The organism is Companilactobacillus muriivasis (assembly GCF_036246245.1).
Taxonomy (GTDB): Bacteria; Bacillota; Bacilli; order Lactobacillales; family Lactobacillaceae; genus Companilactobacillus; species Companilactobacillus muriivasis.
In genome coordinates, this window is record NZ_BTTQ01000009.1 from 25,734 (window position 1) to 37,863 (window position 12,130).

The 12,130-nt window shown below is 37.5% G+C and carries 13 protein-coding genes; 8 read left to right on the top strand and 5 right to left on the bottom strand.

The window, feature by feature from the left end:
* Nucleotides 1-9 precede the first annotated feature (9 nt).
* From phnC to phnW, 5 genes are read left to right on the top strand one after another with little or no spacing between them, the layout of a single operon-like run.
* Nucleotides 10-765, top strand: coding sequence for a phosphonate ABC transporter ATP-binding protein (gene phnC, locus AAA923_RS10165; RefSeq protein WP_338216840.1), 756 nt, complete (start codon nt 10-12; stop codon nt 763-765).
* Entirely contained in the window at nt 765-1,556 is a 792-nt protein-coding gene (locus AAA923_RS10170; RefSeq protein WP_041498881.1) for a phosphate/phosphonate ABC transporter permease, read from the top strand. Before phnC ends, AAA923_RS10170 begins: the two co-directional genes overlap by 1 nt.
* The gene (locus tag AAA923_RS10175) at nt 1,553-2,404 is read left to right on the top strand and encodes a PhnE/PtxC family ABC transporter permease (RefSeq protein WP_338216845.1); all 852 of its coding nucleotides are present in this window, start codon (nt 1,553-1,555) and stop codon (nt 2,402-2,404) included. The genes AAA923_RS10170 and AAA923_RS10175 overlap by 4 nt, the downstream gene beginning before the upstream one ends.
* Nucleotides 2,405-2,422: 18 nt before the next feature.
* Complete coding sequence (gene phnX, locus AAA923_RS10180) at nt 2,423-3,217, top strand: phosphonoacetaldehyde hydrolase (protein ID WP_338216847.1); 795 nt, start codon at nt 2,423-2,425, stop codon at nt 3,215-3,217.
* On the top strand, nt 3,211-4,302 hold the full coding sequence (phnW, locus tag AAA923_RS10185; RefSeq protein WP_338216849.1) for a 2-aminoethylphosphonate--pyruvate transaminase: 1,092 nt from the start codon (nt 3,211-3,213) through the stop codon (nt 4,300-4,302). The genes phnX and phnW overlap by 7 nt, the downstream gene beginning before the upstream one ends.
* Before the next feature lie 43 nt (nt 4,303-4,345).
* On the opposite strand, the gene AAA923_RS10190 is transcribed toward phnW, so the two are convergent.
* Nucleotides 4,346-5,011, bottom strand: coding sequence for a phosphatase PAP2 family protein (locus AAA923_RS10190; RefSeq protein WP_338216851.1), 666 nt, complete (start codon nt 5,009-5,011; stop codon nt 4,346-4,348).
* Between the two features lie 191 nt (nt 5,012-5,202).
* On the opposite strand from AAA923_RS10190, the gene AAA923_RS10195 reads away from it, so the two are divergent.
* From AAA923_RS10195 to AAA923_RS10205, 3 genes are all read left to right on the top strand, one after another.
* Nucleotides 5,203-5,448 carry a hypothetical protein gene (locus AAA923_RS10195; protein WP_338216853.1) on the top strand — a complete coding sequence of 82 codons (246 nt, stop codon included), beginning with the start codon at nt 5,203-5,205 and terminating at the stop codon, nt 5,446-5,448.
* 447 nt (nt 5,449-5,895) lie between these two features.
* Nucleotides 5,896-7,656, top strand: a complete 1,761-nt coding sequence (locus tag AAA923_RS10200; protein WP_338216854.1) for a thiamine pyrophosphate-binding protein — start codon at nt 5,896-5,898, stop codon at nt 7,654-7,656.
* Between the two features lie 103 nt (nt 7,657-7,759).
* A complete protein-coding gene (locus AAA923_RS10205) occupies nt 7,760-8,074 on the top strand; it encodes a hypothetical protein (protein ID WP_338216856.1) in 315 nt (104 codons plus the stop codon).
* A 202-nt stretch (nt 8,075-8,276) separates the two neighbouring features.
* On the opposite strand, the gene pstB is transcribed toward AAA923_RS10205, so the two are convergent.
* The 4 genes from pstB to AAA923_RS10225 all read right to left on the bottom strand — a co-directional run bounded on the left by pstB (nt 8,277) and on the right by AAA923_RS10225 (nt 11,869).
* The gene (gene pstB, locus AAA923_RS10210) at nt 8,277-9,071 is read right to left on the bottom strand and encodes a phosphate ABC transporter ATP-binding protein PstB (protein WP_338216858.1); all 795 of its coding nucleotides are present in this window, start codon (nt 9,069-9,071) and stop codon (nt 8,277-8,279) included.
* Nucleotides 9,072-9,082: 11 nt separating this feature from the next.
* A complete protein-coding gene (pstA, locus tag AAA923_RS10215) occupies nt 9,083-9,970 on the bottom strand; it encodes a phosphate ABC transporter permease PstA (protein ID WP_338216860.1) in 888 nt (295 codons plus the stop codon).
* Nucleotides 9,971-10,888 (bottom strand): phosphate ABC transporter permease subunit PstC, encoded by a 918-nt coding sequence (gene pstC / locus AAA923_RS10220; RefSeq protein WP_338216861.1) that lies wholly within the window; start codon nt 10,886-10,888, stop codon nt 9,971-9,973. It abuts the gene before it with no gap.
* Nucleotides 10,889-10,966: 78 nt separating this feature from the next.
* Nucleotides 10,967-11,869 carry a phosphate ABC transporter substrate-binding protein PstS family protein gene (locus AAA923_RS10225; protein WP_338216863.1) on the bottom strand — a complete coding sequence of 301 codons (903 nt, stop codon included), beginning with the start codon at nt 11,867-11,869 and terminating at the stop codon, nt 10,967-10,969.
* Nucleotides 11,870-12,130: the final 261 nt, after the last annotated feature.

Below are 12,130 nucleotides of genomic sequence, written 5' to 3' on the forward strand. Positions count from 1 at the left end.
GAGGTAGCTATGTTAGAGGTAAAAAAATTACAGAAGAGTTACGAGAAAGATAGACCCGCTTTGACTGACATTTCATTTAATATCAAGCCAGGTACATTCGTAGCTATTATTGGACCTTCTGGCGCTGGGAAAACGACTATTTTAAGAAGTTTGAACCAGTTGATCAAAGATGACGATGGTCAGATTCTATTAGATGGAAATGACATCCGTACCGCTAACAAGACAGAATTACGTAAATTTCGTCGTCAAATTGGAATGGTTTTCCAAAACTACAATTTGGTAGAACGTTTAACTGTAATTGAAAACGTCTTGCACGGTCGACTAGGGTATAAATCAACACTAGCCGGTGTTTTTGGACGATATACTCAAGAAGAAAAAGAAGAAGCAATGTCACTTTTAAAGAAAGTTGGCTTGGAAAACTTTGCTTTAAAGAGATGTTCAGAATTGAGTGGTGGTCAAAAGCAACGTGTCGGAATTGCCCGCTCTTTGATTCAACACCCAAAGGTCATCCTATGTGATGAGCCAATCGCTTCGTTGGATCCAGCTTCTGCACAAAACGTCATGGAACTATTAAAAGACTTAACCGAAGAATACAACCTAATCTGTATTGCCAATCTTCACCAAATCAACATGGCCAAAAAATATGCTGACCAAATTATCGGAATTAGAAAAGGTAAGTTAGTTTTCGATGAGAGTGCAGATTTATTGTCAGAAGATATTTTACGGACACTTTATGATCAAGACATTACAGAGGAGCTTGAATGATGCAATCTCCTAAAAAGTATTTAGCACACAAAGGTTGGCATCAGACAGCGGTTATCGCCATTATTGGTGGTATCTATGTATTCGGTAGTTGGGCATTAGATTTTAATAGTTTAAACGGATTTCTAGCTGTACCTAAGGCGTTTGCCTGGTTGGGAGTTAACTTCAGACCGACAGCAGATTCAATGACGTATTTGCCAAAGATTTGGCAAAAACTACTTCAAACAGTATTATTGGCTATCTCATCAACTGTAGTAGCCGCCATTATTGCAATATTCGTAGCTCTATTGGGCTCGAAAGTGACCGGGGTTAATGGATTTGTCCAGACAATCGTTCGTGGGATTGCTTCTTTCTTTAGAAATATTCCATTGGTTGCGTGGTCAATGATTTTGCTCTTTTCATTTAAGCAAAGTGACTTTACAGGATTTTTAGCCTTGCTATTGATGTCTGTTGGCTACTTGATCCGTGCTTTTATGGAAATTATTGAGGATGAAGCTAGTGAAACTATGTTGGCTTTAAAAGCCACTGGTGCCAGTTACTTCCAAGTTATTTTCCAAGCTGTTCTACCACAAATCTTACCAAGTATTCTCAGCTGGATTCTTTATATGATTGAAAATAATGTTCGTGATGCTACGCTGGTCGGTATTTTGACTGGTACTGGTATTGGATTCATTTTCGATATTTACTATAAGAGTTTCCGCTTTGCTGCTGCTGGTATGACCGTATTGGCAATTATTATTGTAGTAATTGCTTTAGAGACTATTTCAAATCAAATTAGGAGGGTGATCTTGTGATAAATAGTGAAGAGAACATTGTTCAAAAGCCCAAGACTCCAAGATCTCCTCAAATTAAATTGCATGAATGGTCTCTCTCAAGAACAATGATTTTTACAGTTTTCATTGGCTTGGTTCTGATTACAGGGTACACGTTGACTCACTTGGATACTGCAGGTGTTAAAGTCAATGTTGCTTTTAAAGAATTAGCCATGACATTGGATCAAATGTTCTTACAACCTAATGCAGGTACCGACGGGGTGCCATTGCTGCTTCAAGCTTTGGCAAGTAGTGTAATGCTTTCAATATTAACTACTATTATCGGTGCAGTATTTGGATTCTTGTTTGCTGTTTTAGCTTCAAAGAATCTAACAAATGCGTACTTAGGAGCAGGAATCCGTGTCGTAATGGCAATTGTTCGAGCAATTCCCACAATTATTTGGGCTTTGATCTTCTCAATTGTCTGCGGTTTAGGAAGTACTGCCGCTATCTTGGGGTTGAGTTTTCATAGTATTGCTTATTTAACAAAAGCCTATTCTGAAAGTATTGAAGGAATTGATAAATCAACAATTGAATCCTTAAAGGTTACCGGGGCAAAATTCTGGGTTATCGTATTTCAAGCAATTTGGCCAACAATCGTAGCTTCCTTTGTTTCTTGGACATTCATCCGTCTAGAAATCAACTTTGCTAATGCGATTGCCGTTGGTGCCGCCGCAGGTGCGGGTGGAATTGGTTATCAATTATTCGTTGCTAGTGGAATGAGTTTTGATTTTCACGAGACAGGTTTCATCGTTTACTTAGTTATTTTTGTAACATTTGTACTTGAGTTTATTGCGGTTAAGATTAGACAGTTCTATCTGAACCGTTAAGTGTAGGGAGAGAATTTTATGATTGAAGCAGTAATTTTTGATTGGGCCGGAACAACCGTTGATTACGGTAGTTTGGCTCCAGTTATCGCATTTAAAAAGGCGTTCAAAGATGCCGGTATTGAATTGAGTGATGAAGATATTCGCCAAGATATGGGAATGGCTAAATGGGACCATATTGGCAAGATCTTAGAACTTGATGATGTTAAACAACAATGGCAACAAAAGTATTCAAAAGAACCTAATAATGACGACCGTGAGAAAATCTATGCAGATTTTCAAGAAGCGCTACTTCGTTATTTGAAAGAATCTACTGAATTAAAATCCGGGGTATTAAAGACTTTTAACTACCTTAAAGAATACGGAATAAAAGTTGCGACAACTACTGGCTATACTGCAGAGATGATGAAAATTGTTCAGGACAAGGCTGCAGAAGCGGGCTATACTCCGGACTTGGTCATTACATCAGAGGATGTAAATGGACTAGGTCGTCCAGCACCAGCAATGATTCAATTCATTATGAAAAAATTCGATATCGATGATCCTGCTAAGATTATCAAAGTAGGAGATACTTTGGTTGATATTGAAGAAGGTCAAAATGCTAATGTTAAGACCGTTGGGATAGTTGAAGGTAGCAGTTTGATGGGATTATCACAGGTCGAATTTGATGAATTGAATACTGAAGAACAAATAACTAAACGTAATGAAGTTAAACGTAGTTTTGAATCAGTTAATACTGATTTTGTAATTGATAGCATCTATGACTTAGTTCAAATTATTGAATACTTAAATGAATCGATGGATAAAAAATGGTAGAAAAATACTTACTCTTAACTCCAGGTCCTTTAACAACTAGTGAATCAGTGAAAGCCGCAATGGACTTTGACTATTGTACTTGGGACGATGATTATAAAGAAATTACTCAATCATTTCGTCAATCATTATTGGATGTAGCACAAGTTAGTGCAGATGAATATACTGCGGTTCCTATTCAAGGTAGTGGTACTTATGGAGTGGAATCAGTAATTAGTTCAGTAATTTCTGATGACGATAAATTGATGATTGCTATCAACGGTGCTTACGGTAAACGAATTAGTGAAATGGCTGATATTTATGGTATTGATCACGTTGATTTGGTAGTTGATGAAAGAGAACCAATCACATTGGAAAAGGTAACAGAATATCTTGATAAATATCCTGATATTTCACATTTTGCCATGATCCATTGTGAGACAACTACTGGTATTTTAAATCCTGTTGAAGATATTATTCCTTACGTCAATGCACACGGAATTGTTACTATCGTTGATGCAATGAGTAGCTTTGGTGGTGTTCCCATCAATGTTAAAGAAGAAAAAATCGACTATTTAATTAGTAGTTCAAACAAATGTATCCAAGGTGTTCCTGGCTTTTCATTCGTAATTGCCAGAAAGCAAGTCCTTGAAGCGACACGAGGCCTATCAAGAACATTGTCACTTGATTTGTTTGATCAATATGCTGAAATGGAACGGAATCATGGTAAGTGGAGATTCACTTCACCTACACATGTAGTTCACGCCTTTTATGAAGCTCTACAAGAGCTAAAAGAAGAGGGTGGTGTAGTTGCTAGACACAAGCGCTATGAAAGTAATCAGAAGCATTTAGCTACTGGTATGGAAGAACTCGGATTCAAAGTTTTGATTGATGAAAAGTATCAATCTCCAATCATCACTTCATTCATTTATCCAAATGACGACTTTGATTTCAATGAGTTTTATCACCAATTGAAACATGACGGCTTTGTAATTTATCCAGGTAAAATTTCTCAAGTACCAACTTTTAGAATTGGTAACATTGGGGAAGTTTACGACAAGGATATTACTGAGTTACTTGTAGCAATTAAGGACATTATTAGTAAATAAATGTGAAAAAAGACAATCAACTATTAAGCTGATTGTCTTTTTTTTATTGATCTGAGTTATTTAGTTTTAAGAAATTACCAATTGAATCATAATACTTCAGATATAACATGATTGAACATTCCCACCAAGCACCGGCTAATAACATGCTGCCGACAGTATCACTGAGGAAGTGTCCACGTAAGTATACTCGAGAAACTGCAACAACGACTAACCAGATGATTAATAATACGTTGATAGTATGCCTATTCGATAAAGTTTTGATCATTGGTAGAACTAAAAATATTAATGTCATGATAACTAACATAGTTCCAAAAACATGTCCACTGGGAAAACTGAAACCTGAGGCAGGGATGATTTTGCCAGTTGGTCGAGTTCTTTTCACAGTTATTTTAATCAAGTAAGAAATAATATTTCCACCGATTAAGACAAAGCCAACCCAGAAACTTGAATCCTTTCGACCTATCCGGTAGAGCAAAAACATCATGATGATTAAATAAATCACATCCATGAGTGGACTGCCAAGAAAGGTAACAACCGAAAATATCTTTGTGTTGAACGGTGAAGTTATGGCACTAAAGAGACTTTGGGCGGCATGATCGATACCACCAATGAAAGGACTGTTGGTAACAATCAGTATTTCTAACAGAAAGAATGCGACCACATAAATAATGGTGAGCCACTTTCTGTGACTATTTTCTTTGAATATCAAAATACAAACTCCTTTGAAACCAGAATGATAAGAACCCCCCCTTATCTATTCTTAAGCCTTGATTGTAATATTATTTTCATAAGAAATACAGACATTTACATAAACTTTTAAAATATATTTAATCGTACAAATAAATATACCTGCAGAATAATTAAATGTTATAATTTGGGTTACTAAAAAGGAGGCTGAAAATGCTCACATTAATGGCAGCCAATTCTAATAGTTCAGCACCACTGTTAATCGCTATTGGAGCGGCTATTCTCGTGATTATTTGGTTATTTATCAAAACGGGGATTGCTTTATTACATCATCCAATCATCGGAATAATCCTGATTTTACTAGGAGTTTTAGGATTGTGGAATTACCTGATCATTGGAATCGGGGTAATTGTAGGTGGAATAGTTTTCTTAGTCGTATCACGATTTTTTAATAGTTAATGAAAATGGAACAGGGCGAAAGCCTTGTTTTTTTGTTCTTGTGAGTTGTTTACTGGTAATCGTATATAGTTCAAAAATATTTATAAAGATATAAAAAATATACGGAGGGTCTGAGAATATTCACCCGCTGTGGGTGTGGCGTTATGGCTTCAGCCATTACACCACCGGGCGTGTTTGGAGACTTACCGGTCTTTGGTAAGGCTCCAAACCGAGGTTCGAGACCGTTTCTCAGGCTCGGACCGGTCCGCATAGCAAGTGAATGTTCTCGGGCCTGGAGACAAAATCATAATAAAGATTAATCGTGTTAAATTATTTGATAACTAATTAAATTATGAACAAGATTAATTATTTGATTTTTCCGTAAAAATGTTCGATGATAACGTTTGCAAGCAGTATATAAAGTAATAAAATTTTTTATCGAAACTTTGTAGAGGGAAAGTGGAAAAAATGACAAAAATGATTGCTGGACAAGCTTTAGTTAAGGTACTTGAGGACTGGGATGTTGATCACATTTATGGTGTTCCCGGTGGTTCAATTAACCATACGGTTGAAGGTCTTTATTTAGAAAAAGATAAAATTAAATATATTCAAGTACGTCACGAAGAAGTTGGCGCGATTGCCGCTTCAGCTGATGCTAAATTTACTGGTAAAATCGGTGTAACCTTTGGTTCAGCTGGACCTGGTGCTACTCATTTGTTCAATGGCTTGTATGATGCCAAGATGGATCACGTACCAGTTTTGGCTTTAGTTGGTCAAGTGCCTCAAGAGAATATGAATACTAACTATTTCCAAGAAATGGATGAAGGACCAATGTTTGAGGATGTTGCTGTTTTCAATCGGACGGTAACAACTGCTGAACAGATTCCTTATGTTATTAATCAAGCCATCCGTGAAGCCTATCGTCAAAATGGTGTTGCTGTAGTTATCTTGCCAGAAAATTTGACGAGTGCCGAGATTGACTACGTTCCAAGCAAGACTCCGAAAACTGTTAAACAAACGTATACACAAACAATCAATCCAGAAGATATTCAAAACACTTTGAAGATGTTGAAGGAAGCTAAGCATCCGTTAGTTTATGCCGGACGTGGTTTGTTAGGCGCAAAAGATGTTTTGACAAAGTTTTCTGAGCAATTCAATGTGCCTGTTATGACAACTGTTCCTGCTACTGGTGTTATCAGCAGCGACCATCCTAACTTTATTGGAACTTTTGGACGTTTGGGTACTAAGTCTGGATTTGAAGCTTTGCAGCACACTGATTTAATTTTGTTCATTGGTTCAGAATTTCCATTTGCTAGATTTTGGCCAGAAGGTGTCAAAATCATTGACGTAAATAATAATTCTTATGATATTGGTAAAACAGTTGATGTTGACTATGCAGTGATTGCTGATGCTAAGAGTTATTTGCAAGGTTTGATTGATACAAAGGAGACTTTGCCAGCTGGTGTTTGGTTGAAAGCTAACCAAGAAAACAAAGCTAACTGGGACAAGTGGCTTGATAGTCTAGCTACCGATGACAGTAAAGGTTTGAATCCTGAAACAATCACTAAGAAAATGGCTGAAATGGCTGGTCCTAACGATACTTATGGTGTCGATACGGGTAATGTCACGGAATTTGGTGTGCGTGGATTGCCAATGAATCACAACCAACGTTTTGCTTTGTCAGGATTATTTGCCACAATGGGCTTTGGTCTACCTGCTGGATTGGCTGGTGCATTGAGTGTTCCTGATGCTCAAGCTTGGACTTTGTCAGGTGATGGCGGCTTTTCAATGGTCGCTCCTGATTTGATTACTGAAGCTAGATATGGATTGCCGGTTATCAACGTGGTTCTTTCAAATGAAAGACTTGGCTTCATCTACTATGAGCAAGTTGCTTCTAAACAACACTTGTATGGTGTCGATTTGACTGGAGCTGACTGGGCTAAAGTTGCTGAGGGACTTGGTGGCATTGGCTTCACAGTTAGTTCAATCAAAGAAGCTGACGAGGTTTTTGGCAAAATTAAAGAATTGCAAGCTAATGGCAACAAGAAACCAATCGTTGTTAATGCTGTAATTAGACAAGTCGATCCAATTGCGACTGCTTTCATGCCAATGGATGCTAAATTATATGGTCAAGATGCTGTTGATGAGTTTGCTAAAAAGTATGAAATTGACCCTAAGACTCAACCAGCTTTAGGTGAATTATTACGTGCTCAAGGTGATAATCTTTAATTGATTTGCTTTCAGCCTTTAGATTATTTGATAAACAAGTAAAATAAGAGACGGGTCAAAAAGATGACTTGTCTTTTTTTATTTGTAAATGAGGGGTTTGTCTATGTTAATTGAGAGTATTGAAGGTTTGAAAAAAGCAACAAGTGACGATGAACCAGACTTCGAGGTTGCTGGGGCTGCGTTTGATCTGTGTTATGAAATTCATATGGAGCAAGTTGTCGGTAGCGCTAATGACTGGTCAATTGCTGTTACTCATGGCTGGATGGCGATAATCACATTGTTTAATCACAAGATTCATCGTGCATTTATGAGCCAGAAGAAGAAAGATTTAGCAGATTTGAAGCATGTGATTTTCCGCCACTATATTATTAAGAAGACGGATGATCAGAATAAATATGAACTAGTTTTACGAGGTTAGGTTGTTTATTAAGTGACCGAATATATTGAATCAGGACAAAAGAGTGTGACATAACTATCTTTGTCTTAAATATGTAGCATAAACGTGCAACAAAACATAGCTTTTTCCGCTTAAAACAAATAGAGCAGTAATCCAAAATCGGATTACTGCTCTATTTGCCTTAATGCTCGAAAGCTGACCATGTTTTGTCACACTCTTTTTGCTATCCGAAGTTTCCGGAAACGTAATCGTCTGTTGCTTGCATCTTTGGATTGGTGAAAACATTAACTGTCGAATTGTATTCAATAATGTGACCTAAGTGTAAGAACGCTGTGTAGTCACTGATACGTGATGCTTGTTGTAGATTATGTGTCACGATAATGATTGAATAGTCTTTCTTCAATTCTTGCAATGTTTCTTCAATTTTCGATGTTGAGATTGGATCGAGCGCACTGGCAGGTTCGTCGAGCAACAAGATATCGGGATGCATAGCGATTGATCTGGCAATGCATAGTCGTTGTTGTTGACCACCTGATAATGCTAGAGCACTTTTATTCAAGTCATCTTTGACTTCATCCCACAAGGCAGCGCCACGTAAACTTTGTTCCAAACGTTCTTCCAGTTCATCTTTTCCTTTAATACCAACATTCTTTAATGGAAAGGTGATATTTTCACGAATTGATTTAGCAAATGGATTTGGTCTTTGAAAAACCATTCCAATGTGCTGACGGACTTCATAAACGTTGATTTTTTTACTATTGATGTCCACATTTCGATACATGATATTGCCGTCCACGCGGGCAACTTTATCGTTCATTCGATTTAAGCAACGAAGAAATGTTGATTTACCACAACCAGAGGCTCCAATCAGAGCGGTGATTTTGTAACGTGGAAAATCCATATTGGCGTCGAAAATGGCGTGGTTGTCACCATAGTAGACTTGTAAATCTTTGGTTGAGAGTGCCCTCTTTTCCGGGATATCAGTTATATACGATTCATTTAAGTTATATTCTTTCAAAAGCTAGGACCTCATTTCGTTGCAGTAATTTTTTTGTACAATTTATTACCCAAGAAACGTGCTCCTAGGTTGAAAATCAAAATAACGATGATCAAGACGGCAGATGATGCACTTGAAATTAAGTTGGCATCGGGAGTAACACTCTCAGTATTAACTTTCCAAATGTGTACGGCTAGTGTTTCAGCGGGACGCATTGGATTCAAGAAACTAGTAGCTGAGAAAATATTCCAGTTAGTGTAATCAACTGTTGGAGCACTTTGACCAGCTGTGTAGATTAAAGCAGCAGCTTCACCGAAAATTCTTCCGGCACTGAGGATTAAACCAGTCAAGATACCAGGTAGAGCAGCTGGTAAGATGATTTTTGTAGTAGTCTTCCAATTCGAAAGGCCAAGTGACATTCCAGCTTCTCTTTGCAAATCAGGTACGCTGCGAAGTGATTCTTCAATATTTCTTGTTAATAGAGGAAGATTGAAGAATGTCAAAGCAATGGCACCAGAAAGAATTGAGAAACCGAGATTTAATTTAATAACAAATAGTAAGTAACCGAACAAACCGACAACCACTGAAGGTAATGAACTTAAAACTTCGACACTGGTTCTGATTAAGTCGGTAAACCAATTGTTGGATGCATATTCAGATAAGTAAATTCCGGCACCTAGACCAATTGGCAATGAAACAATAATTGTTAAGACTAGTAAATAAAGGGAATTGAATAGTTGATCACGGATCCCGCCACCGGCACTGAATGACTGAGCGGGAGAAGTTAGGAAATGCCAAGAAATATCCGGCACTCCGTTAAAAAGAATGTAACCTAGAATCGCTACCAATATTAAGATGACCGCTGCTACTAACGTGTAAATAACACCTGAAGCAACACGGTCCCATTTTTTTGCATTCATCTAGAAACGACCTCGCTTTCCAATGAATTTAACAAGCATATTGAGTACTAGAGACATCAATAATAGAATCAAGGCCAATGACCAGAGGGCATTGTTAGGTAGAGTACCCATGACTGTGTTACCAATATCGGTAGTTAATTTACTTGTCAAAGTTGATGCGGGAGAAATTAAGTTTTTAGGCATCAAAGCAGCGTTACCAATAACCATTTGAACAGCCAAAGCCTCGCCGAAAGCTCGAGCCATACCAAAGATAATGGCGGTTAGAATACCTGGGACTGCGGCGCGCAAGATAACTTTGTAAATAGTTTGCCATCTCGTGGCACCAAGTGCTAATGATGCTTGACGATAATAGAGAGGTACTGACTTCAAACTATCAACTGACAGTGAAGTAATTGTAGGTAGAATCATTACGAAGAGGACTAATGTACCTGAAAGAATACCGAATCCTGTACCGCCAAAGATACCTCTAATGAAAGGTACGATAACGGATAATCCGATAAATCCATAAACAACTGAAGGAATACCAACTAGTAACTCAATTACGGGTTGTAAAATTTTACTACCGTTTTTACTTGAGAATTCAGCCATGAAGATAGCGACACCTAAGGCAAAAGGAGTGGCTAACAGAGCGGCTAAAAGGGTAACACTGAAGGAAGTTACGATCATTGGCAAGGCACCAACGTCGGGATGTCCTTGGGCATCAGTTGCACCAGGGTTCCAGTTAGATTTAGTTAGAAAATCGAGTACTCTAACGTGATCTTTAGTAAAAGTTGCTAATCCTTTAGAAGCGATAAAGTAGAGGATACAAGTAACTAGTAAAATGATTAAACCTATACAAAAATAACAAATTCCCTTGCCAAAGTAGTCTTGAAAAGTGGCTTTGGATTTCGCTTGTAGTTTTTTTTGAATATCATCCATCGGGAATCACCTTCCTGTATATTAAAAAAAAGAACCTCGACCAAGATTAGGCAAGGTTGAAGTTCTTCTTATAATTGATTATTTTGAACTAACTGTTCCTTTAGAATCTTTTTGAACCTTCATATTGTGGATACTGATGTAACCCATGTCTTTAACTAATGAGTCTTGAACATCTTTTGAGTTCATGTAGTCTAGGAACTTAGTTGTAGCACTGTCGGGTTTACCGTTAGTGTACATGTGTTCATATGACCAGATCTTCCACTTGTCTGATTCAACATTTTCGTCAGTTGGTTTTACGTTATCAATTGAGATTGGTTGAATCTTGTCATTAATGTATGAGAATGCTAGGTAACTTACAGCACCTGGTGTACTTTCAACAATCTTTTGAACAGTACCATTTGAGTCTTGTTCTTGAGATTTAACGGCTTCTTCACCTTTAAGAACGGCAGCTTCGAAAGTTGCACGAGTACCACTACCTTTAGCACGGTTTACGACAGTGATCTTTTCATCCTTGCCGCCAACTTCTTTCCAGTTTGTAATCTTACCTGTAAAGATTTGTTTTACTTGATCCATTGTAAGGTTCTTAACGTTAGCGTCTTTGTTAACAACTGGTGCCATACCAACAACGGCAACCTTGTGGTCAACTAATTTCTTTGAATCAATACCTTGCTTTTCTTCAGCAAAAATATCTGAGTTACCAATTGTAACTGATTTGTCTTGGACTTGGCTCAAACCTGTACCTGAACCGCCACCTTGAACAGTAATGTTAACCTTGCTGTTCTTCTTTTGGAAGTTAGCGGCTGCTTTTTCAACTAGTGGTTGTAAAGCAGTTGAACCAACGGCAGTAATTTTTCCTGAAGCTTCACTACTTGAACTCTTTGATGAAGTAGTGCTCTTGCTACTGTTATTTCCACAGCCAGTTAGAACCAACATCAATGCGGCAAAACCTAGCACTAATGAAATAATAGTTTTCTTTTTCATTTCTAAAACCCCTATTCAAATTCGAATTAATAAAATCATTTACTGAACACTTATAAAGATAGCGGGGTCGTGTATAAATAATGTTTATTTAATGTAAAGTTTTTGTAAAGTTGTGAAAAAAATATACATTTGGTTTGTAGACTGAGAAACGCAGGGGAATCAAGGGGCAGCCAATTATTATAAGATTTGTATTTGTATATATTCAAAGACAATAGGTGATTTAGTCAATATAAATGACCCACCTAATTTACATTGCTATAA